This is a genomic window from Blattabacterium cuenoti, from assembly GCF_014251695.1.
GTDB classification, from domain to species: domain Bacteria; phylum Bacteroidota; class Bacteroidia; order Flavobacteriales; family Blattabacteriaceae; genus Blattabacterium; species Blattabacterium cuenoti_T.
This window is the reverse complement of record NZ_CP059195.1, coordinates 312,428-336,257: the sequence shown is the minus strand read 5'-3', so window position 1 is coordinate 336,257 and position 23,830 is coordinate 312,428. Positions and strand designations below refer to the sequence as shown.

20 protein-coding genes, 2 tRNA genes and 1 pseudogene are annotated in these 23,830 nt (G+C 27.1%); 13 read left to right on the top strand and 10 right to left on the bottom strand.

The window, feature by feature from the left end:
* The first annotated feature begins 6 nt into the window (after nt 1-6).
* From H0H62_RS01595 to H0H62_RS01575, 5 genes are all read left to right on the top strand, one after another.
* The gene (locus tag H0H62_RS01595; RefSeq protein ID WP_185860470.1) at nt 7-963 is read left to right on the top strand and encodes an N-acetylornithine carbamoyltransferase; all 957 of its coding nucleotides are present in this window, start codon (nt 7-9) and stop codon (nt 961-963) included.
* Nucleotides 960-1,742 (top strand): acetylglutamate kinase, encoded by a 783-nt coding sequence (gene argB, locus H0H62_RS01590; RefSeq protein WP_185860469.1) that lies wholly within the window; start codon nt 960-962, stop codon nt 1,740-1,742. The genes H0H62_RS01595 and argB overlap by 4 nt, the downstream gene beginning before the upstream one ends.
* Nucleotides 1,733-2,812 (top strand): M20 family metallo-hydrolase, encoded by a 1,080-nt coding sequence (locus tag H0H62_RS01585; RefSeq protein ID WP_185860468.1) that lies wholly within the window; start codon nt 1,733-1,735, stop codon nt 2,810-2,812. The genes argB and H0H62_RS01585 overlap by 10 nt, the downstream gene beginning before the upstream one ends.
* A 49-nt stretch (nt 2,813-2,861) precedes the next feature.
* The gene (gene trxA / locus H0H62_RS01580; RefSeq protein ID WP_185860467.1) at nt 2,862-3,188 is read left to right on the top strand and encodes a thioredoxin; all 327 of its coding nucleotides are present in this window, start codon (nt 2,862-2,864) and stop codon (nt 3,186-3,188) included.
* Nucleotides 3,189-3,193: 5 nt separating this feature from the next.
* A tRNA-Asp gene (locus tag H0H62_RS01575) sits at nt 3,194-3,267 on the top strand.
* Nucleotides 3,268-3,277: 10 nt separating this feature from the next.
* On the opposite strand, the gene ribB is transcribed toward H0H62_RS01575, so the two are convergent.
* The 3 genes from ribB to H0H62_RS01560 are packed head-to-tail and all read right to left on the bottom strand — an operon-like array spanning nt 3,278 to nt 6,985.
* On the bottom strand, nt 3,278-3,898 hold the full coding sequence (ribB, locus tag H0H62_RS01570) for a 3,4-dihydroxy-2-butanone-4-phosphate synthase (protein ID WP_185860466.1): 621 nt from the start codon (nt 3,896-3,898) through the stop codon (nt 3,278-3,280).
* 20 nt (nt 3,899-3,918) lie between these two features.
* On the bottom strand, nt 3,919-5,079 hold the full coding sequence (locus H0H62_RS01565) for an LptF/LptG family permease (protein ID WP_185860465.1): 1,161 nt from the start codon (nt 5,077-5,079) through the stop codon (nt 3,919-3,921).
* A gap of 19 nt (nt 5,080-5,098) precedes the next feature.
* Nucleotides 5,099-6,985, bottom strand: coding sequence for a DNA translocase FtsK 4TM domain-containing protein (locus H0H62_RS01560; protein ID WP_185860464.1), 1,887 nt, complete (start codon nt 6,983-6,985; stop codon nt 5,099-5,101).
* Nucleotides 6,986-7,104: 119 nt separating this feature from the next.
* Between H0H62_RS01560 and H0H62_RS01555 the strand changes: the two genes are divergently transcribed.
* Both H0H62_RS01555 and nadD read left to right on the top strand, forming a co-directional pair.
* Nucleotides 7,105-8,235 (top strand): porin, encoded by a 1,131-nt coding sequence (locus H0H62_RS01555; RefSeq protein ID WP_185860463.1) that lies wholly within the window; start codon nt 7,105-7,107, stop codon nt 8,233-8,235.
* A 76-nt stretch (nt 8,236-8,311) separates the two neighbouring features.
* A pseudogene (gene nadD, locus H0H62_RS01550) lies at nt 8,312-8,892 on the top strand (nicotinate (nicotinamide) nucleotide adenylyltransferase).
* Nucleotides 8,893-8,894: 2 nt separating this feature from the next.
* Here nadD and H0H62_RS01545 read toward each other — a convergent pair.
* Nucleotides 8,895-9,803, bottom strand: a complete 909-nt coding sequence (locus H0H62_RS01545; protein ID WP_185860462.1) for a 5'-3' exonuclease — start codon at nt 9,801-9,803, stop codon at nt 8,895-8,897.
* A 25-nt stretch (nt 9,804-9,828) separates the two neighbouring features.
* Between H0H62_RS01545 and metG the strand changes: the two genes are divergently transcribed.
* Nucleotides 9,829-11,505 (top strand): methionine--tRNA ligase, encoded by a 1,677-nt coding sequence (gene metG, locus H0H62_RS01540; RefSeq protein ID WP_185860461.1) that lies wholly within the window; start codon nt 9,829-9,831, stop codon nt 11,503-11,505.
* A 9-nt stretch (nt 11,506-11,514) separates the two neighbouring features.
* On the opposite strand, the gene H0H62_RS01535 is transcribed toward metG, so the two are convergent.
* The 5 genes from H0H62_RS01535 to H0H62_RS01515 all read right to left on the bottom strand — a co-directional run bounded on the left by H0H62_RS01535 (nt 11,515) and on the right by H0H62_RS01515 (nt 18,292).
* A tRNA-Ser gene (locus tag H0H62_RS01535) sits at nt 11,515-11,599 on the bottom strand.
* 3 nt (nt 11,600-11,602) lie between these two features.
* The gene (lysA, locus tag H0H62_RS01530; protein ID WP_185860460.1) at nt 11,603-12,844 is read right to left on the bottom strand and encodes a diaminopimelate decarboxylase; all 1,242 of its coding nucleotides are present in this window, start codon (nt 12,842-12,844) and stop codon (nt 11,603-11,605) included.
* Between the two features lie 3 nt (nt 12,845-12,847).
* A complete protein-coding gene (lon, locus tag H0H62_RS01525) occupies nt 12,848-15,250 on the bottom strand; it encodes an endopeptidase La (protein WP_185860459.1) in 2,403 nt (800 codons plus the stop codon).
* 121 nt (nt 15,251-15,371) lie between these two features.
* On the bottom strand, nt 15,372-17,372 hold the full coding sequence (ligA, locus tag H0H62_RS01520) for an NAD-dependent DNA ligase LigA (protein ID WP_185860458.1): 2,001 nt from the start codon (nt 17,370-17,372) through the stop codon (nt 15,372-15,374).
* Nucleotides 17,373-17,386: 14 nt separating this feature from the next.
* Nucleotides 17,387-18,292 (bottom strand): N5-glutamine methyltransferase family protein, encoded by a 906-nt coding sequence (locus H0H62_RS01515; RefSeq protein WP_185860457.1) that lies wholly within the window; start codon nt 18,290-18,292, stop codon nt 17,387-17,389.
* 73 nt (nt 18,293-18,365) lie between these two features.
* On the opposite strand from H0H62_RS01515, the gene mnmE reads away from it, so the two are divergent.
* The 5 genes from mnmE to rplI all read left to right on the top strand — a co-directional run bounded on the left by mnmE (nt 18,366) and on the right by rplI (nt 22,475).
* Nucleotides 18,366-19,757: a tRNA uridine-5-carboxymethylaminomethyl(34) synthesis GTPase MnmE gene (gene mnmE / locus H0H62_RS01510; protein WP_185860456.1), complete on the top strand. Its 1,392-nt coding sequence runs from the start codon at nt 18,366-18,368 to the stop codon at nt 19,755-19,757.
* A gap of 17 nt (nt 19,758-19,774) precedes the next feature.
* The gene (gene gltX, locus H0H62_RS01505) at nt 19,775-21,289 is read left to right on the top strand and encodes a glutamate--tRNA ligase (RefSeq protein ID WP_185860981.1); all 1,515 of its coding nucleotides are present in this window, start codon (nt 19,775-19,777) and stop codon (nt 21,287-21,289) included.
* A gap of 61 nt (nt 21,290-21,350) precedes the next feature.
* Nucleotides 21,351-21,701 (top strand): 30S ribosomal protein S6, encoded by a 351-nt coding sequence (rpsF, locus tag H0H62_RS01500; RefSeq protein WP_185860980.1) that lies wholly within the window; start codon nt 21,351-21,353, stop codon nt 21,699-21,701.
* Nucleotides 21,698-22,006 carry a 30S ribosomal protein S18 gene (gene rpsR / locus H0H62_RS01495; protein ID WP_185860979.1) on the top strand — a complete coding sequence of 103 codons (309 nt, stop codon included), beginning with the start codon at nt 21,698-21,700 and terminating at the stop codon, nt 22,004-22,006. Before rpsF ends, rpsR begins: the two co-directional genes overlap by 4 nt.
* A gap of 1 nt (nt 22,007) precedes the next feature.
* On the top strand, nt 22,008-22,475 hold the full coding sequence (rplI, locus tag H0H62_RS01490) for a 50S ribosomal protein L9 (protein WP_185860978.1): 468 nt from the start codon (nt 22,008-22,010) through the stop codon (nt 22,473-22,475).
* On the opposite strand, the gene H0H62_RS01485 is transcribed toward rplI, so the two are convergent.
* The gene (locus tag H0H62_RS01485; RefSeq protein ID WP_185860977.1) at nt 22,446-23,786 is read right to left on the bottom strand and encodes an Nramp family divalent metal transporter; all 1,341 of its coding nucleotides are present in this window, start codon (nt 23,784-23,786) and stop codon (nt 22,446-22,448) included. The two genes, rplI and H0H62_RS01485, sit on opposite strands and share 30 nt — an antisense overlap.
* Nucleotides 23,787-23,830 lie beyond the last annotated feature (44 nt).

The following is a 23,830-nucleotide window of genomic DNA, read 5'->3' as shown; positions in this document are numbered from 1 at the left end:
AAGTTTATGAAAAAATTTTTTAGCGTAGAAGATGTTATCGATGTACATGATCTCATTAAAGACGCTCTTCTTTTGAAAAAAAATCCATATGATTTTCATCATATTGGAAAAAACAAAACAATCGGATTGGTTTTTTTTAATCCTAGTTTACGTACAAGAATTAGTTGTCAAAAAGCAGCTTTTAACTTAGGATGTAATACTTGGTTCTTAGATGTTCATAGGGACTCTTGGACAATTGAAATGAATGATGGAAGTGTCATGAATCTAACACAAGAACATCTTAAAGAGGCTATTTCTGTTATGAGTCTGTATTGTGATATTCTTGCAGTAAGAACTTTTCCAAATCTATCAGATAGAGATTATGATTATAAAGAAATTATTTTTAATAAAATATTAAATTATTCCAGAGTTCCAGTCGTTAATATGGAAAGTGCAACTTTGCATCCTTTACAGTCTTTGGCAGATGTTATGACTATTGCAGAATTTACATCTTTTTTTAAAAAAAGATGTAAAGTAGTATTAAGTTGGGCCCCTCATGTAAAATCATTACCCCATTCCGTAGCGAATTCTTTTTCTCAATGGATATCAAAAATAAAACAAATAGATTTTACGATTACGTGTCCAGAAGGATACAATATACATGATAGATTTTATAATGGAGCTTATACGACACATAATCAAAATGAAGCATTTATAAATGCCGATTTTATTTATGCTAAAAATTGGAGCAGTTATTTATATTATGGAAAAATACTTTGTAAAAGTTCTGATTGGATGATTACTGATAATAAAATGAAATTAACCAATCAAGCGAAATTTATGCATTGTTTACCTGTAAGAAGAAATGTAGTTGTAGAAGATGCTGTTTTAGACAGTAAATATTCCATTGTATTGCAACAAGCGGAAAATAGAATTTACGCTTCGCAAATAATTTTTCTAAAAATGTTACAATCTTTATCATGAAGATCCATATAGTCAAAATTGGAGGTCATTTGATTAATGATGGGAAATATCTTCATAATTCTTTAAAAGCTTTTTGTAAACTACAAGGATATAAAATATTGATTCATGGAGGAGGAATAAAAGCAGATTTTATTTCAAAAAAAATGGGGGTTTTCCCAAAAATGATACAAGGAAGAAGAATAACAGATAAAGAAACTTTGGATATAGTTGTTATGAGTTATGCAGGAATAATAAATAAAAATATAGTAGCGATGTTACAATCTTATCGTTGTAATGCTTTAGGCTTGTGTGGAGCAGATGGAAATTGCATTAAATCATATTTACGTAAAATGACAAATATTGATTATGGATATGTAGGAGATATTAATGTAAAAAGTATTAATACATATTTAATAAAATTTTTATTAGAAAATAATATCATTCCTGTATTATGTTCCATTACACATAATGGAACAGGAAGTCTACTAAACACAAATGCAGATACAATAGCTGCTTATATAGCTATGTCTTTAGCTAAGGAAGAAGATTGTGAAGTAGAGTTACATTTTTGTTTTGAAAAAAAAGGGGTTTTACGAAATGTGCTGGATTCTGAATCTTATTTTAAAATAATAAATGAAAATTTATTTCAAAAAATGAAACAAAATCATACCATAACAAATGGCATGATTCCTAAGTTAGAAAATGCTTTTTTTGCATTGAAAAATGGAGTTACTAAGGTTAGTATAGGGCTCCCTAACCATTTAAATGATGTTGATAATAAGACTAGACTATGTCTGTAGTCAGTTTACAAGTTTTAAAGGAAGAAGCTATACAACTTCTAATACAGATTATAAATACCCCTTCTATATCTGAACAAGAAAATAAGGTCTCTTTTTTGATACAGGATTATATCCATAAATATGGATTTCATGTAAAAAGAAAATTTAATAATATATGGACTGAAAATAATAATTATCCTAAAAAAGAAGATATACAAACCATATTATTAAATTCTCATCATGATACAGTAAAACCAGGAAAAAATTGGAAAACTGATCCTTTTACTGCTATCAAACAAGAAGATAAACTTTTTGGATTAGGAAGTAATGATGCAGGAGCTTCTGTCGTTTCATTGATATCTACTTTTATATATTTAAGTAATTTATCGGAATTGCCTTATAGATTAATCCTTTCTATTACTGGGGAAGAAGAAATATCTGGTTATTCAGGTTTAAGATCCATTTTACCTGAATTTGGTTTTGTAGATTTAGGAATTGTGGGGGAACCAACACAAATGCAAGTAGCTATTGCTGAAAAAGGATTAATAATATTAGATTGTATAGCTGAAGGAAAGACAGGACATTCTGCAAGAAATACAGGAATCAATGCTATTTATCTTGCTACAAGAGATATTGAACTCTTGAAAAGCTTTTCTTTTGATAGAAAATCGGACTTGCTAGGTTTTACTACTTTAAATGTGACTCAAATACAAGGAGGAATACAACATAATGTTATCCCTGATATTTGTTCTTTTGTCATAGATATCAGAACTAATGAATTATATAAAAATGAGGAATTGATTGATATAATACAAAAAAAAATTCATTCTAAAATGAAACCCCGTTCTTCACATTTAAATTCATCTTTTATAGATCCTATGCATCCTATTGTTTTGAAGGCTAAATTTATAGGAAGAAACACTTATGGATCGCCTACTCTTTCAGATCAAAGCATCATGCCTTTTTCTACTATTAAAATGGGAGTAGGAGATAGCGTACGTTCTCATACACCTAATGAATACGTTTTGATTTCAGAAATCATGGAAGGAATAGATATTTATATTTGTTTGTTGAAAAATTATCACTTTTGAATTTAAAACAAAAAAGGTAAATTTGTTATGTTTTTTAAATGTTAAAAGTATGTTACAAGAAATAAACGATGATACTTTTGAAAAATTAATTTTTAAAAAATCAGAAAAACCTATTCTGGTAGATTTTTGGGCCCCATGGTGTGCTCCATGTAGAGCTTTATCTGTTTTATTAGAAGAAATTTTTTCTGAATATCACGAAAAAGTATCAGTTTTGAAGTTAAATGTAGATCATAATCCAATTACCTCTTCTAAATATGGTATACGTAGTATTCCTACTATGATTTTTTTTAAAAATGGGGAAAAAAAAGATATCCATATTGGAATTCTTTCTAAAGAAGATATAAGAAAAAAATTAGATGCTTTAATGATTTCATAGTTTTGGGTCTGGTAGTTCAGTTGGTTAGAATACATGCCTGTCACGCATGGGGTCGCGGGTTCAAATCCCGTCCAGACCGCATTTATTCATTATTTTTTATGTTTTATTTTATGTTTAATAAGGTCTTCTATGAAGATAATTTTCATATGAAATTTTTTGGAAATCTGAATCAATTGTGGTAAACGTGCCATAGATCCATTTTGGTTTAGTATTTCTACTAATACTCCTCCAGGAGTACATCCGGCCATTTTAGTTAGATCAATAGCTGCCTCTGTATGTCCAGGTCTTTCTAACACACCTCCTTGTTTTGCGCGTAGAGGAAATATATGTCCTGGTTTGTTGAATACTTCTGGTTTTACTTCATGAACTAGGGCAAAAATAGTTTTAGCTCTATCTGAAACAGAAATTCCAGTACTTACGCCATTTCCTCGTAAATCTACAGATACTGTGAAAGCAGTTTTTATAGGGTCTGTGCTATTTTTTACCATCATTTGGAGTTCTAATTGATCGCATTTTTCTTCTGTCAAGGAAACACAAACTAATCCTCTTCCATGAGTTATGAGAAAATTCACAATTTTAGGAGTTATTTTTTCAGCAGCTACTATAAAATCTCCTTCATTTTCACGATTTTTATCATCAACCACAATAATAATTTTTCCATTTTTGATATCTTGTATGGCCTCTTCAATACCACTCAAATTTTGAAGCATATCTATTTTATTTAATTATATTATATATAAAAATCATCCATAACAGTTTTATAAGTCATCCATATACTTACCGGAAAAAAAATAAAATTTGGGATCCAAGCTCCTACCCATGGACATATTTCAGCTTTTTCTACTTTATTTTGAGTGATGGTTAGTAAAGTATAATAAATGATGAATATAATCAGTGCTATCATAGTTGGATAACCGATTCCTCCTTTTCTAATAATAGCACCTAATGGCGCTCCAGTTAGAAACATTATAATACATGTTACTGGAAATGTAAATTTTTTTTGCAATTCTAATTGCAGTTTGAATAAGTATATTTTATTTTCGTATATATTGATATAATCTTTTTTCTTTAAAAAATTAATTTTTTTGATAATATTTTTTGTATTTAAAGTTTGATAGAAATCATAGTCATTTAAGTTTTTTATTTTTGATTCTGAAGGGATTTTAAAATTTTTAATTAAAGTATCAAATTCTACAATTTTATAAGAGTATTGTTCTTTTTTTGATTCATTAAAATTTTCACTATATAAAACTCCATTCATTAATTTCAATTGAAAATATTCATCCTTTTGATTGGGGATTAAAACCCCTTTTTTAGAAATAATAGTATTGATAAGTGAATTATTTCCATAAAAAAAAATAAATATGTCATGTAAGTAATTACTATTACTTGATTTTCTATCTATTTTTATGAAAAAATTTGGGAATAGATTTACGAAAACTCCTTCCTTCAATTTTAAAGACGGAGAAGTTAACGATATTTGATACCCTAATTTTTTAGCTTTTATTTTTGCTTTTGGAATAATAAAATCTGAAAATAAATACAAGACAATGGATAAAATAATGGTTATTCCTAAAATAGGAATCATGACACGGAAAAGAGATATTCCAGAAGATTTTACAGCGATCAATTCTTGATTTTCTGAAAAATTACCAAATATTATGATAGAAGTCAATAATATGGCAATGGGGGTAACTAATGGAAGAATAGATATTCCAAAATATAATATAAATTTTAATATAATGAAAATACTAATGTTTTTACCTGTTAGTTCATCTATTTGACTCCAAAAAAATTGAATCATAAAAATGATAAATATTGTAGAATAAATAATGAGAAAAGGAGGAATGAATAAACGGATCATGTATAAATCAAGTTTTTTTATTATCATGATAAATTTTAATTAAAAACTAATTCATTGATTTATCCGGTTCTGGCAAAAAAAAGTACTCATTTTTTTTATTATGATTTCCATATAAATCAACAATTTTTTTTAGATCTGATAATTCCATGAATGGACATTGTAATCGGATCAATTCATTTCTATTAGAAAATAACATATCTCCTTTTCCTATTAATTGTTCAGCACCTGTGCAATCTAATATAGTTCTAGAATCTATTTTAGAACTTACTCTAAATGCAATTCTTGCAGTAAAATTAGATTTAATTAGTCCTGTAATTACATCTACGGAGGGACGTTGTGTTGCTATAATCAAATGAATTCCTACAGCGCGAGCTAGCTGTGCTAACCTGGTTATATATGTTTCTATTTGTTTTTTTTGATTATTTATATTTAAATCGGCAAACTCATCAATAATTAATATGATATAAGGTAATTTATTGTATTTTACATTATTATATTCTTTAATATTTCTAACCTTATGTTTTTCTAAAATAGCATATCTTTGATCCATTTCTTTACATAAAGAATTTAATATATTTTTTACTTCATGTAAATCTGTAATAATGGGTTCAATTGACTTCGGAAGTGTAGCAAAATAAGATTTTGAAATATTTTTATATATTGATAATTCTACTTTTTTTGGATCAATCAAAATAAACTTTATATCTTTTGGATTTTTTTTATATAATAGAAAAATAATTATAATATTTAATCCTACGGATTTTCCCTGTCCTGTTGATCCTGCTATAAGTAAATGGGGCATTCTTGCTAAATCTACAATAAAAATTTCATTAAATACTGTTTTTCCTAAAGAAATGGGAAGTTCCATTTTATGACTTTTTTTGTTGCTTTCTTCTGAAAGTAGAATATCTTTCATATAAACGGAGGAACGCTTAGAATTGGGGATTTCTATTCCAATAGATCCTTTTCCAGGTATAGGTGCTATGATTCTTATGGATATAGCGGATAAATTTAAGGCAATCTCATTTTTTAAGTTCTTTATTTTTGAAATACGTGTTCCCACTTTAGGATATATTTCATATAAAGTTATAGTAGGTCCTATCCTAGCTTTTATTTCATATATTTCTATATTATAATAGTTCAGGATTTGAATTATTTTTTTTTTATTAGATTCCAAATCTATTTTCAAATCAGTGGATGAAAAATTTTCCTTTTTTTTAGAAAAAATAGAATGAAGAATGTTTTTCTCTTTACTAAAAAAAGAATCCATTTCTGGATTATTGATAATTTTTGTATTTAAAAAATTACACGATGGTAATTTTGTATCTTTTTCTTTTTTAATATTTTGTCTTTTTTTTTTTATTCCATTTTTTATAGTCGGAGTACTGATACGAAAAATGATGATAAAATAAAAAATGATACTCGTAAAAATAAGCATATATAATCCTACTTTTCCAAATAAATGAATCAAGTAATTTCCTATTTCAAATCCAAAAATACCACTGAATATTCCTTTATTAGGAATAATAACATAAAAAGTGATAGGAAGCCATACGCTAAAAAATAGAAATTGATATGTTGTGGATTTGTAAAAATTATTTAACAGTTTTTTTCTACTAATAATACTAATAAAAAGAATTTTTAAACCGGTAAAAAACAGAAATATAGGAATAAAAAAAGCACTAACTCCTATTCCACAATAAATAAAATAGTGAGATATGATAGCCCCCATTTTTCCAAGTAAATTTTCTGCTATGATTTCTTTATCGAAAAGTTTTTCGAGTTGACTTTGATCATTTTTCCAATGAAAAAGAAATGAAAAAAAACTTAAAAACAAAAAAAAACTATTCCCTAATAAAAAAAATCCAATAATGGTTTTAAGAGTTTTTTTTTCATTTCTTTTTTCTTTTTTTTTAACTTGATCTTTATCCATTTTTTTTATAGTTATAGTATGGAAAAATTTAGTCTTTTTTTAACTATTTGTTTTGGTTTAAAAAAGTTTTTTATACTGTAAAATTTATTATATTATGATTGAATAATAAAATTAAAAAAATGAAAAAAATAAAAATTATTTTCCTTATTCTTTTTTTAGGATTTTTTTGTCCTTTTCATAGTTATGCAGAAATCATAAAAGAAAAAGAAACAACAAATGAAAATTCTCATTTTAACATATTTTTAGATTTTTCTAATAATATTAATTCTATAGTAAAGAAAGAATTTTCTGAAGGGTCTCATTTTTCTGAAGACTATTTAAATTTGGAAGGAATAGGAAAAGTGAATGATAAAATAAGTTATCGTTTTGCAAAACAGTTTAAAAAAATAGAAAATTCTGAAATTCTGGATTTAGCTTATTTAAAATATAAGTGGAACGATCAACTTTATTTATTGTTTGGAAAACAACCTTTTTCTTTTGGTAGTATGGAATATGCTAATAGTTTGTATGAACACGTATACCGTTATTCGCATGTACACAAAAATAGGAATAATTCTATTGGATTAAGTTTTATTTATCTTCCTATAAAAGATCATGAATTACAATTTCAAATTCTTAATGGAATGAAAAACAACAAAGAAAATATGGTTCAAATGGTTCAAAATGTGAATCATCCTATGGGATATTCTGTAAATTGGAATTGGAGTTTATCAAATCATAATAAATCTATTCAAAATAGATGGTCTTATTCTATTTTTCAAGAAAATGAGAATAAAAAATTTTGGAAATTATTAGCTTTGGGTAGCAAACTAAATTGTAACCCTTTTACCATAGAAGCAGACTATATATTTAGCGATGAAGATATAGAAAAAAATGGGAATATAACAAAAATTTTACGATCATGTAATAATGATTATAAGCATACTGCTTCTGTGAAATATGAAACTTATTTAGTGAAATTGAAATACAACTTTATTCCAAAATGGAATTTAATTGCTAAAGGAGTATATGAAATCGGAACCTCTAAAAAAGGAATAAATGATGTTTTGGGAGAAAATAAATTGTTTAAAAAAGCATATTCTTATTATGGAGGGATAGAATTTCTTCCTATCATAAAAAGTGATGATCTTAGTTTTCATTTAGTGTATCAAAACCAAATAATAAATTATATTTTAGATACAATAAAAAAAGAAAATCAGAATAATCATTTTCTTGTTTTAGGATTAAGTTATCGTATTAAAATGATTTAAAAAATCATCATCAAAATATCGAGAGACGACATGTATTCTCGATATTTTTGATTATTTTATTAATCAGTATGACAGTATGAATATAGGACTTTATTTCGGATCATTTAATCCTATTCATTTAGGACATACAATTATTGCTAATCATATAATAGAATTTTTAGATATAGATTATGTTTGGTTTGTGGTTTCTCCACAAAATCCATTAAAAAAAAAAAGAATCTTTTAGATTATGAACATAGAATCGAAATGGTTAAAAGAGCTGTCTATGATTATGAAAAAATGAGTGTTTTGGATATTGAATATGGATATTTTCCTTCTTATACAATTCATACACTTTACAATATAGAAAAAAAATATCCTAGGAATCAGTTTTCTATTCTTTTGGGAAAAGATTCATTTTATTCTTTAATAAAATGGAAAAATTATAAAATTATTTTAAATAAATATGATATTTTGGTTTATCCTAGAATTGGATCTTTTTCCGATTCTGTTTTTAAATATAAAAAGGATAATATAATTTTTTTGAAAGCTCCAATTATTGAAATATCTTCTTCTTTTATTCGAAAATCCATTCAAGAAGGAAAAAACATGAAATCTATGCTTCATGCAGAAGTTTGGGGTTATATGAAAAAATATAAATTTTATATAAAAAAGTAAAATTATTCTTTCGTTTTAAATTTAAAATATTTATAAGCTTTTTTTAATAATCTTATAAACTCAAGTTCTCCAAATATTTTTTTTATGGAATCCCAATTTGGTTTTTTTACATAAAATTTTTCTTCATGAAAAGAAAAAAAGGGAATATTAGTAACGATAGTAATTAATTTTTTCGATAAAAGACCTAAATCTTTATTTTCTTCAATATTTTTTTTAATTTTTCCGTTAAGATCATGAGTTGAATTTAATAATTTTTCAATACTTCCATATTTTTGAATAAATTTTATGGCATTTTTTATTCCAACTCCTGGTAATCCTGGTATATTATCAGAAGGATCTCCCATCATACTCCATAAATCTATAACTTGTTTTGGATCATTTACCCCAAATTTTATTTTTATTTCTTCTATTCCCAATATTTTTCTTGTATTTCCTTTAAAAGGTGGTATATAAACTTTAATATTTTCTGTTATTAATTGAAAAAAATCTTTATCCAAAGTGATTATATAAATAATATATCCTTTATTTTCTGCTTTTTTAGCTATTGTTCCGATAAAATCATCGGCCTCATATCCGTTAGGAGCATAAAAAAAAGAAATTTTAAAGGTTTTTAAAATTTTTATAATATAAGGAAGAGCTATGCAAATAGTTTCCGGGGTTTTTTTTCTATGTACTTTATACTTGTCATATTCTTTCTTCCTAAAAGAAATTCCTTTATTAGTATCAAAAATAGTTGCCATATAGGATGGCTTTTCATTATTTAATATGTTCATTAAAAAATATGTGAAATTTATGATAGGCGAAGTATTGAGTCCTTTAGAAGTGTAAAGAGGATTATGTATGTAGGCATAATAACTCTGATAAATGAGGGGATATGCGTCAATTAAAAATAATTTTTTATTATTATTCATATACCAATTTTTATACTATTATATTATGAAAAAATCAAATAAATATACAGTAACTGCTGCTTTACCTTATGCAAATGGACCAATTCATATAGGACATTTGGCTGGAGTTTATTTACCTGCAGATATTTTTGTTCGTTATCTTAGACGAAAAAAAATAGATGTTATTTTTATATGTGGATCGGATGAACATGGAGTCCCTATTGCAATACAAGCTAAAAAAGAAAAAAAAACTCCTCAAGAAATAGTGAATAAGTATCATTACATGATTAAAGATTCTTTTAATAATTTTGGAATAGAGTTTGATTACTATTCTAGAACCTCTACAAAAATTCATTGCGAAATTTCTACTTCTTTTTTTAAAAAACTTCATGAAAAAAAAAAGATTTTCGAAAAAGCGTCTGAACAATATTATGATAAAGAAGCTAAACAATTTTTAGCGGATAGGTATATATCTGGGACATGCCCCCATTGCAAAAATAAAGAGGCTTATGGCGATCAATGCGAAAATTGTGGAAGTTCGCTAGTCCCTGAAGATTTAATATATCCAAAATCAACTATAAGTGGAAGTTTTCCCGTTTTAAAAAAAACTAAACATTGGTATTTCCCTTTAAATCAATATCAAACATTCTTGGAAAAATGGATTTTAATTCATCATAAAAAAGATTGGAAAGTAAATGTATATGGACAAGCAAAATCTTGGTTATATCAAGGATTAAAACCTCGTGCTATCACAAGAGATTTGAATTGGGGAGTTCCTGTTCCGAAAGAGAAAGGAAAAGTTATGTATGTGTGGTTTGAGGCTCCTATAGGATATATCTCTGCTACCATAGAGTGGGCTAAACAAAGAAAAAGAGATTGGGTCCCTTATTGGAAAGATGAAAGTACCAAATTAATTCAGTTTATAGGAAAAGATAATATTGTTTTTCACTGCATTATTTTTCCAGTTGTACTAAAAGCATATAATAGTGGATATATCCTTCCAGATCAAATATTGGCTAATGAATTCCTTCATTTAGAAAATAAAAAAATATCGACTTCTAAAAATTGGGCAGTATGGGTTCATGAATATTTAAAAGATTTTCCAAATCAACAGGATACACTTCGTTATATTCTCATAGCTAATATGCCTGAAAAAAAAGATAATAATTTTCATTGGAAAGATTTTCAAAGAAAAAATAATACTGAATTGGTTGCTATATTAGGAAATTTTGTAAATAGAAGTCTAACTTTAATCCAAAAGTATAATAAAGGCATTGTCCCTCATCCTGAAATGTTATCTATAAAGGATAAAAACATTTTATACAAAATTAAACATTATCCAGAATATATAGGAAATTTAATTGAATCCTATCAATTTAGAGAATCCTTAACATGTTTTATGAATTTAGCTAGACTAGGAAACAAATATTTAACAGAAGAAGAACCTTGGAATAAAAAAAAAGAAAAACGTGTCAATACTATACTTTATGTATCGATACAAATTGTTGGGATGTTAGCTCAATTAGCGGAGCCTTTTCTTCCACATACAGCAAAAAAATTATTATATATGCTTCGTTTGAAAACTTTTTTTTGGAAAAAAATAAAAAAGATAGAAGAAATTTTATGTCCAGGACATGTATTAGGCGATCCCTCATTTTTATTTAAAAAAATAACCAACGAAAGCATTGAAAAACAGATGAAAAAACTTAAAAAATCGTTATGATACGTTATGCGGAGAGAGAGGGATTCGAACCCCCGGAGGTGATCCCCTCAACGGTTTTCAAGACCGCCGCAATTAACCACTCTGCCATCTCTCCATACTACATGTGTTGTATGTACACTATGTTTCTAATAAGGTCTTGCATCGTTTCTCTTCTTCTTATGATAAAATCTTTCCCCTTAAAAATCATAACTTCAGAAGGTCTATAACGAGAATTATAATTAGAAGACATAGAAAAACAGTAAGCCCCCGCATTTTTAATGCATAAAATGTCTCCTTCACGGATTTCTTTAACTTTTCTATTTAACCCAAAAGTATCTGATTCACAAATATATCCCACCACTGTGTAAAAACGAAACCTTCCGTTGGGATTAGAAATATTTTCAATACAATGATAAGCATCGTAAAACATAGGACGAAGAAAATGATTAAATCCTGAATCAACTCCAGCAAATACAGTAGAAGTAGTATGTTTAATGACATTTACGCTAACTAAAAAATATCCAGATTCACTAACTATAAATTTACCTGGTTCAAATATGAAAGTAATTTTACTTCCATAATTTTTACAAAAATTATCAACTTCTTCTGTCATAGAAGAACTTAAAGAAGTTAGATCCGTTTTTATATCATTTTTTGTGTATGGAACTTTAAACCCACTTCCAAAATCAATATAATCAAGATTTGGAAAATCTATAGCTATTTTAAATAAAACTTTTGCTCCGGATAAAAAAGCTTGTATATCTAATATATCAGATCCTGTATGCATATGAAATCCTTCTATTTTAAGTCCGGTATTCTTTAATATTCTTTTCATATGAGGAATTTGGTAGTAAGAAATACCAAATTTAGAATCAATATGACCGACTGAAATTTTATAATTCCCTCCTGCCATAATATGTGGGTTAATTCTTATTCCTATAGCATAATCAGGATAATATCCTCCAAATTGTTCTAAAATGGATAGATTATCTAGATTGATTCTAACTCCGAAATCAACAGCCTTTTTTATTTCTTGAATAGAAACACAATTAGGTGTGAATATAATTCTTTTAGGATGAAACCCTGCTTTTAATCCTAGTTCTACTTCCTGAATAGACACGGTATCTAATCCACTTCCCAAGTTTTGCAAAAATTTTAATATATTTATATTCGTATTAGCTTTACAGGCATAATTAATAATTAAATTTTCAATACCAGTAAAAGCATTTTTCATCTTCATATATTGTTTTTTTATTTTGCAAGAATCGTATACGTAAAGTGGAGTGCCATATTTTTTTGCTAATTGTATCAAGTATTCTCTATGAACTGGATAGCTATTATTTTCTAATTCATGCATCATAATTTACAATAAAGATAAATGAATTACATCATTCATATTTTTAACATAATCAAAGGTTAATCCTTTTAAATGTTCGGTTTTAATTTCTTCTACATCTTTTTTATTATCTTGTGAAAGAATAATTTCTTTAATATTAGCACGTTTAGCCGCTAAAATTTTTTCTTTAATTCCACCAACAGGAAGGACCTTTCCTCTTAGAGTAATTTCTCCTGTCATAGCTAAATGAGGTCTTAATTTTCTTTTAGTAAAACTTGAGACTAAAGATGTTAACATTGTTATTCCCGCAGATGGCCCATCTTTAGGAACTGCTCCTTCAGGAACATGAACATGTACATTTTTTTCTTCAAACATTATAGGATCTATTTTAAATTCTTTATAATGAGCTTTAATGTATTGTAAAGCAATTGTCGCAGATTCTTTCATTACCTCTCCTAAATTGCCAGTAATACTTAAATGGCCTTTCCCTTTCGATAAACTGGATTCAATATATAAAATATCTCCCCCAAAATGGGTCCAAGCTAAACCAGTTACTACACCTGGAATATTATTTTCTTCATAACGATCTGGATCATTGGGTATACCTAGAATACTTTCTATTTTTTCAACATTCAAAAGTTTAACATATTTCTTATTCATAGCAATATGTTTAGCTACATAACGTGCTAATTTCGCAATATGTTTCTCCAAAGTTCTCAATCCAGATTCTCTGGTATAACTTTCAATAACTTTTTCTATTTGTTTCGTGCCAAGTCCTAAATCTGATTTTTTTAATCCATTTTCTTTCAATTGTTTGGGTAATATGTGTTTTTTTACAATTTGCGTTTTTTCTTCTACAGTATACCCATTCATTTCTATGACTTCCATTCTATCTATTAAAGCTGGTTGAATATGGGAAAGTGAATTTGCTGTGGCAATAAATAATACTTTTGATAAATCATAACCCATTTCTAAAAAATTATCGTAAAACGAGGTATTTTGTTCCGGATCTAAAACTTCCAACATAGCAGAAGAAGGATCCCCATTTGTTCCTAGTCCCATTTTATCTATTTCGTCTATGACAAAAACGGGATTTGAAGTTCCTACCTTTCGAATAGATTGTAATAGCCTCCCAGGCATAGCTCCTATATAAGTTCTTCTATGTCCCCGTATTTCTGATTCATCATGCAAACCTCCCAAAGAAATACGAACGTATTTTCTTTTTAATGCGGTTGCTATAGATCTACCTAAAGAAGTTTTTCCAACTCCAGGTGGACCGTAAAAACATAGAATAGGAGAACGCATATCTCCCCTTAATTTTAATACTGCTAAATATTCTATAATACGCTCTTTTACTTTTTCTAGCCCATAGTGATCTCTATCTAATATTTTTTGTGCATATTCTAAATCAAAATTATCTTTTGAGTATCTTCCCCAAGGAAGATCAATCATTAATTCCAGATAATTTCTCTGTACCGTATATTCTGGCATTTGAGGATTCGTTCTTTGCATTTTTAGCAGTTCTCTATCAAATTGTTTTTTTGCTTCCTTAGGCCATTTTTTTCTGGAAGCTTTAGCACGCATTTCATCTATCTCTTTTTCATAAGAAATATCCCCTAGTTCTTCTTGTATGGCTTTAATTTGCTGATGCAAAAAATATTCTCTCTGTTGCTGATCCATATCACTACGAACACGGGATTGAATATCGTTTTTTAATTTAATTTGTTGATGTTCTACGTTTAGAAAACGCAATGTTTCCATTGCTCTTTTTTTCAAATCATCGTATTCTAATAATTTTTGTTTATCTCTAGTAGCTAAATTCATATTAGCTGCTACAAAATTGATTAAAAAAGAAGGACTTTCTATATTACGAATAGCAATGCTCGCTTCTGATGGAATATTTGGATTATCTTGAATAATTTTTATAGCTATTTCCTTTATAGATTCGACTAAAGCAAGGTATTCTTTATCCTTACAGGAAGGTTTATTTTCTTCTAACGCTATAATTTCTGCTTTAAAATATGGATCATTTTGAATAAAACGATTGACTTTAAATCTTCTTTTCCCTTGTAAAATTACGGTGGTATTTCCATCAGGCATTTTCAATAATTTCAATATTTTAGCAACCGTTCCAATAGAATACAAATCTTTTTCACTAAGATTTTCGATTCCAGAATTTTTTTGTGTTAATACTCCAACTGTTTTATCTAATCCATAAGCATCTTGTAACAATTGTATGGATCCACTTTTTCCTGCTATAATTGGAAAAACAATACCAGAATACAAAACCATATTTCTTACTGTTAAGATACATAATTGTTCAGGAATATCGTCTTTAAGTAACTGATCTTCTTCATCTTGACTCATTAAGGGTATAAACTCAGCTTCAGACTCGAATCCAGATTCTGTAAATATATTTTTTAATAACATAAAAAAATAGATTTCGGACTTAAATGATGGATTAACTCATCAACTAAATATACTGTTTTCTATATGAAAAACAAAACCATCTATACGGACTTAAATTAATTCCTGATAATCGTTCAAAACATTAAAAATTATTTTTTTTTGATTTTTTCAGCATATCCAAAAAAATATTTTCGGTCAAAATTTTTACGTTATTTTTTTTCATACTTTTTTTTAATTTTGAACCAAAATTTTTTCCAACCACTATAAAATGAATTTTATTATTTACAGTATTATATGCTTTTCCACCTAAACATTCTACTATATTTTTAGCTTCATTACGGGTCATACAAGATAATTTCCCTGTAAATACAAAAGATTTTCCTTCAATTAAGGAATATTTTTTCATCATAGGACATTTTGAAATATGGAATCCATATTTCATAAGCATTTTAACTATGTGTTGATGTTCCGTAATTGAAAAATAAGCAATGATGCTTTTTGCGATCTTTTTTCCTATGCTAGGAACAGAAATTAAATGATTGTAATTTGCATTCATTAAAGAATTGATATCCAAAAAATTGTCTGTTAATGTTTTTGAAATATATTCTCCTACATAACGGATCCCTAAGGCAAATAATACTCTGTAATAGGGCTTTTCTTTTGATTTTTCTATATTATTTAAAATGCTACATGCCAATTTCTCTTGGACTCCATTAATTTGAAGTAGTTCTTTTTTTTTTAATTTATATAAATCATATAAACTATATAAAAAACCTTTTTTGTATAGTTTATATATTATTTTTTTTCCAATTTTTTTGATGTTCATAACATTTACAAAATGTCTTATTTTTTCTGTTGTTTTAGAAAAACAGTTTTGATTAGTACAGTAAAATAATTCATTCTTTTTTGTTAAAATGCTATTACATGACGGACATTTTTTTAAGAAAAATACAGGGGAGGTTTGATTCAATCTTTTTTTAATATTTATTTTTGTCACTTTTGGAATGATATTCCCCCCTTTTTCTAATAAAAGTGAATCTCCATAATGAATTCCCATTTTTTTTATAAAATTATCATTATAAAGTGCTACTCTTTGTATTGTGGTTCCAGAAATGAAAATAGGAACGACATTGGCTACAGGAGTAATGATTCCCGTACGTCCCACTTGAAACGTAATATTTAATAATTTAGTTTCATGCAATTTTTGTCTAAACTTGTAGGCTATTGCCCAACGTGGATATTTATTGGTAAATCCTAAAAGGGTTTGTTTATGATATTCATTGACTTTAATAACTATTCCGTCAGTTTGATAAGATAGTTTATTTTGACCGATCTTCCAAACGTCTATAAAATGGAAGACTTCTTTTATATTTTTACAAAACCGTGCTGTTTCCGGAACTTTAAATCCCCAATATTTGATGTATTTTATAGCTTCATATTGTGTATCAAAAGGTAAATTCTTTCCTATAACATGAAATGCTATACAAAATAAATTTCTTTTACGTACTTTTTTATGATCACGAATTTTCAGTGTTCCACTAGCCGTATTTCTTGGATTTGCATAAGGGGGGAGTCCATTTTTTATGCGTTTTTTATTGATTTCTATAAAATCCTTTATAGGAAAAAAAATTTCTCCACGTATCTCAAGATACGTAGGATAGTTGTTTCCTTTTAATTTGAAAGGAATATATTTTATCGTTTTTATATTTTTTGTGACATCTTCTCCTTTTTCTCCATCCCCACGAGTCATCGCATTTGTTAAAAATCCGTTTTTATAAATTAAATTAATAGATACTCCATCATATTTTGGTTCACATACGAAAGATAAAGAATGAATTGATTTACTGATTTTTGTATTCCAAATCATCAATTCTTTTTTAGAATAGGTATTTTGAATAGAGTACATTTTATATTTATGATAAACAGTAGATTCTGTTTTAGGGACTTTTGCTCCTATTTTCATTGTAGGAGAAGTAGGATCATGGAATTCAGGATATTTATTCTCTAAAAAAGATAATTCTTTTAATTTTTTATCAAAATGTAAGTCTGATATTTCGGAATATCCAGAATTATAATATTGATCATTATATTTCAATAACTCTTTTCTAAGTTTAGATATTTTTTGTTCTATTTTGTTATCCATATTGTTTTTTTTATTTAATTATTTTGGTTTGCGTAATAAACTGCACGAACCATTCTGAAAAATCCTTGAAAATCTCTTTTTATTTCTATATTTAGAAACCCTTTTGTTTTTAAAAAATCAATAATATCTAAATAAATAAATTGGTTTATTTCAAAATAAACATAAACAATTCCAGTTAGTCTTTTTTTGATCCAAAAAGAAATTTTTTTGTAAAAAATCAAAGGGTCCTCGTCAGGAACAAATAAAGCTTGAGAAGGTTCATATTGAACAATGTTTGGATGTAGTAGTTTTTTTTCAGATAGTCTGACATAAGGTGGATTACTAACGATAATGTTAACAACATTTTTACTTATTTTTGGAGGCATGTACATTCCATATTTCAATATGTCCACATTTTTTAATGAAATTTTAACATGATGTAATTTTGCATTTTTACGAGCTATGTTAATAGCCTCTGGATCAGAATCAATAGCATGAACGTGTACAATTTCAGGTTTTTTCTTTTTTAAAGTAATACTAATGCATCCACTTCCTGTTCCAATATCAAATACTTGTACTGGATGATCATGATTGAAATCTTTATGATCCTGTAGGATCCAGTATACAAGTTCTTCTGTTTCTGGTCTTGGAATGAATACTTTTTCATTAACTGTAAATTTCATTCCAAAAAAGTAGGTTTCTCCAATTACATATTGTATAGGTCTATTTTTTTTTAATTCCCATAATTTTTTTATTAATTTATCGTAAGTAAAAAAATTGATTTTTTCTTTTCTACTTAATCGTAATAAAATAGTCGTTTTATCACATTGAAAAATATGGGTAGTAAGTAAAAAAAAGATAGTTTCTAACTCCTTATATTCTGGATATAAATCTTTAAGAGTGTTTTGAAAAACACGGTAAAATTTGTAAAAAGATTCCATATGACGAAATTAAAATAATGCGAATTTTAAAAAAAATACTTATTTTATGATAATATAATTTTTGTTTTTTTTTATGTTAGGTTTAGATGATGATCCCATTGTTGCTTTAGCAACTCCTGTTGGTTTTAGTGCTATTTCTGTTATTCGTATTTCTGGAAAAAATTCCATATCTATTGTTGAAAATATTTTTATTTCTATTAAACCTGGAAAAAAATTAAAAAACCAATCTACACATACTATTCATTTGGGATATATTGTAGCAGAAAATAATAGTTTCTTAGATCAAGTTTTAATTTCTATTTTTAAATCTCCTTTTTCTTATACAGGAGAGAATATGATAGAGATTTCTTGTCATGGATCTTATTATATTCAACAACAGATTTTACAATTGCTCATTAGAATAGGAATACGTTTGGCACGTCCTGGAGAGTTTACATTTCGTGCTTTTATAAATAAAAAAGTAGATTTATCGCAAGCTGAAGCTATAGCTGATTTGATCATATCGGAAAATAAAATTTGTCATGACATATCTTTACAACAGATTAAAGGAACATTATCTCACACTATTAAGGATTTGAGAAAAAAATTATTGGATTTTGCATCTTTACTAGAATTGGAATTAGATTTTTCTGAAGAAAATGTGATTTTTGCTAATAGATCAGAACTATTTTCTTTTTTACAAGAATTAAAAATGACTTTAAAAGATTTAATTGAATCTTTTTCGTTAGGAAATGCTATAAAAAAAGGAATTTATGTGGTCATTATTGGAGAACCAAATGTGGGAAAATCTACTTTTTTTAATCAGGTGATTCAGGAAGACCGTTCCATTATATCCCATATAGAAGGAACAACTAGAGATTGTGTGGAAGGAGAAATCATTTTAAATGGAATTCTTTTTCATTTTTTGGATACAGCAGGAATTAGAAAAACCAAAGATCCTATAGAAATTATGGGAGTGGAAAAAACCATGAAAAAAATAGAAGAGGCTCAAGTCATATTATATATTTTTGACTCTTCTAACAAAGAGGAAAAAAAAATTATTAATGATATTCAAACAATGAACAAAAAATATCCATTAAAAAATATTTTTTTCATAGCGAATAAATCAGATATATCTTCTTTTCATAATTTTGAAAATTTAAAGTCAAAGATTCCTTATTTTTTTGAAATTTCTGCAAAAAATTATCATGAAGTAAAAAGGGTCCTAAATGCTTTAAGTTCTTTATTTTTGAATCAATTAAAAAACAAAAAAATATTGGTGACACAATACAGACATTATGAAGCTTTGAAACGTTCATTAAGAGAATTATCATTTGCGTCTCATACTTTTAATAAAGGATTTTCAGTAGATTTAGTATCAATAAATATTAAAGAGGCGTTACGGTATTTAGGAGAGATAACAGGAGAAATCACAAGTGAAGATGTACTAAAAAATATTTTTTCAAAATTTTGCATTGGAAAATAAGATAAAATTATAAATTTATGTTACTACATTCTGTAAGAGCTGTAAGAGTTCGTTTTGCTCCTAGTCCTACAGGCCCACTTCATTTAGGAGGAATTAGAACGGCATTATATAATTATCTTTTTGCTAAAAAACATGGCGGAACATTCATCCTTAGAATAGAAGATACTGATCGAAAAAGATTTGTTGATAATTCTGAATCGTATATTTTGGAAACATTAAAATGGTGCCACATAGAACCTGATGAAGGGGTCGGGTATGGAGGCCCTTATTCTCCTTATTATCAATCTAAAAGGGGTGAAATTTATCGTATGTATATAAACCAATTGTTAAAAAAAGGGTATGCTTATTATGCTTTTGACACAGGTCAAGATATTGAGAAAAAAAGAAAAGAATATAATCATCATGGTTTAACTTTTTCTTATAATTTTAGAATTCGAATGGAACTTAATAATTCTTTAACTATGACGAAAGAACAATTACATGATAAATTGCGATCTTGTTCTTATGTGATTCGATTTAAAATAGAACCTGGAGAAAAATTGAAAATGCATGATGTCATACATGGCGATATAATTGTGAATACAGATCACTTAGACGATAAAATTTTGTTAAAATCGAATGGAATTGCTACTTATCATTTAGCTAATACCATAGATGATTATTTAATGAAAATTACTCATGTGATTAGAGGAGAAGAATGGCTTCCATCTATGTCTTTGCATGTATTGTTATATAGGGCTTTGGGTTGGTCCCCACCTATTTTTGCACATTTGCCTTTAATTTTAAAAAATAATGGAAAAGGAAAAATTAGTAAAAGAAATACAAATAGTTTAAATTTCCCTATATATCCTATACAATGGGAAATTCCAAAAGAAAAAATTATCATTCCTGGATATAGGGAATTAGGTTATTTTCCGGAAGCATTTGTAAATATGTTATCTTTATTAGGATGGAATCCTGGAGTCAAAAGAGAAATTTTCTCTTTACAAGAATTAATCAATTTATTTTCTTTAGAAAAAATAAACAAATCTGGTGTTTATTTTGATATAAAAAAAGCGAATTGGTTCAATAAAAAATATTTAAATAAAAAAAAGGAAGAAATATTTTCATTTCTTTTCGAAGAAATTAAAACACGTTCTATTTTATGCAAAAAAGATTATTTATGGAAAGTAATCCATTTAACAATGGATAGAATTCATTTTATTCATGAAATATGGGAACATTCTTTTTATTTTTTTATCCCTCCTAGTTCTTATGATACTAATTTTTTAAATAAAATTTGTCATGAAAATACCATTTTTAAATTAGAAAAGGCCAAAATATTGTTATTTCATACAAATAAATTTACGTATACAAATTTGAAATTTGTGTTTCAAAAAACAAAAAATCAACATATTATGCAATTATTTCGTTTAGCTTTAGTGGGGGCTTTAAAAGGAGTTGATCTTTTCATAATTTTTGAAATGTTAGGAAAAAAAGAAAGTATACAACGTATCGAAAAACTGATCAATAAAATAAAAAAAAAAATTTAGAATATTTTTGAAAAAAGAACATAAAAATATAGATTTACATTTTCGATAAAAAAATAATTCAATGCTTCAACATTATGAAAATATTATAATAATAACTCCTATATTATCTGATGATCAAGCAAAAGAAACAGCAAAAGAATATGAAAATCATATCATACAAAAAAAAGGAAAAATCGTTCATCAGGAACATTGGGGATTAAAAAAACTAGCTTATTCCATTCAAAAAAAACAAAGTGGTTGTTATCACTTATTTGAATTTTTGTTAAATACTGATTTAGTTTCGGATTTAGAATTAAAATTAAGACAAGATGAGCGAATTTTACGTTTTTTAACTGTAAAATTAAATAAATATGGAATGGAATATGCTGAAAAAAGAAGAAAAAAATTTTTAAAAAAAGATGACAAATTATGACATTAGAGGATACCCATAAACATACAAAAAAAGTAGTAGATGTAGATAATGAATTAAGATATTTATCTCCTATTAAAATAGAAACAAAAGTAGAAAAAAAATATTGCTTTTTTGAACAACAAAATATAAAATATATAGATTATAAAGATCCTACATTTTTAATAAAATTTCTGAATGCGCAAGGAAAAATATTGCCACGTCGTATCACAGGAACTTTACAAAAAAATCAAAATAAATTAAATGCGGCTATTAAGAGATGTAGGCATATTGGCCTTTTACCTTTTGTGACAGATGATTTAAGATAAAATGAAAATTCTTCTAAACAAAGACATAGAAAATTTAGGATTTCAATATGATGAATTAGATGTAAAACCTGGTTATGCTAGAAATTATCTAATACCTAAAGGATATGCTGTTTTAGCATTACCTGGAACTATAAAAAATACTCATGAAATCTTGAAACAGCGTTCTAAAAAAGAAAGTTTTTTAATTGAAAAATCGAAAGAAATAGAAGATAAATTAAGAAAATTAACCATTAAAATACCAGTTAAGGTGGGGAAAGGAGGAAAACTTTTCGGGTCTATTAATAATCAATACCTGATGAAAGTGTTGAATAAAGAAGGAATTTCTATAGATAAAAAATTTATTAGAATACCTGGAAATAAAGTAATTAAAACAATAGGGAAACATCAGGCACGTATACGCTTACATCAGAAACGCGAGTTTACGTTAAATTTTGAAGTATTATCTTCTTCCCCAGAAAGAATCATATAATAAAAATAAATTTAGAAATACAATGATAATGGTAATAACCCAAGCTGATATTTTTAAAATAGGTCCATTTACAAATGGTCCCATTTTTTCATAATCTCCTGTAAAATTAACTAATGGAACAATAGCAAAACTTAATTGTACTGATAAAATGATTTGACTAATTATTAATAATTCAGTTGTTCCTTTTTCTCCATAAACAATAGAGACAATCATAGCTGGAACAATAGCTATAAGCCTCGTGATTAATCTTCGAATCCAAGGTTTCAATTTTATATTAAGAAAACCTTCCATAACTATTTGTCCAGATAGAGTTCCAGTTAATGTTGAATTTTGGCCTGATGCTAGTAGAGCTAATGCAAAAAAAACTCCTGCCAGACTAGAACCTAGTATAGGAGTTAAAAGCTTGTGTGCGTCCATAATATCTGCAACTTCTGTATGTCCAGCTTTATGAAAAGTGGCTGCAGATATAATCAATATAGCTGCATTGATAAAAAATGCTAAGGATAAAGATAAGGTACTGTCTATCGTCGCATATTTGATAGCCATTTTCTTTCCTTCAATAGTACGTGGATAATCTCGGGTTTGTATGATACTTGAGTGAAGATAAAGATTATGAGGCATTACCGTAGCTCCTAATATTCCTATAGATATATAGAATGAATGCGAATTTTGTATAATTTCAGGATCAGGTACAATTCCTTTTAATATGGAAAAAATTTCAGGTTTTGAACTAATAATTTCAAAACTAAAACAAATTAAAATTGTAAAAATTAAAGCAGCTACTACACTTTCAATATATCTAAACCCTTTATATTGGAAAAATAAAATAATTAAAACATCTATAACTGTAATTAATACACCCCATGTAATAGGAATCCCAAAAAGCAATTTTAAGGCTAACACAGAACCAATGATTTCAGCTAAATCACAAGCAGAAATAGCGATTTCACATAAAATCCATAGGATAAAATTAATCAAGGGCGTATAATGATCTCTACAAGCCTGTGCTAAATCTCTCTCACAAACAATTCCTAATTTTAAAGCTAAATGTTGCAAAATCATGGCAAAAAAATTGGATATAAAAATGACGGATAAAAGCATATAACCAAATTTTGAGCCTCCAACAATATCTGTTGCCCAATTGCCTGGATCCATATATCCTACAGAAATTAATAATCCTGGCCCAGTAAAAGCAAAAAGTTTTTTCCATATTCCTTTCTGTTTAGGAACAGAAATGGAAGAAAAAACTTCCGAAAGAGAAGGGTGTTTGTTTTTTTTCCTCCATCCTATAGAAGATTTTTTCTTTTGCATAATGAAATAGTAGAATACGAAAACATAAAGTTAACCGTTTTAAT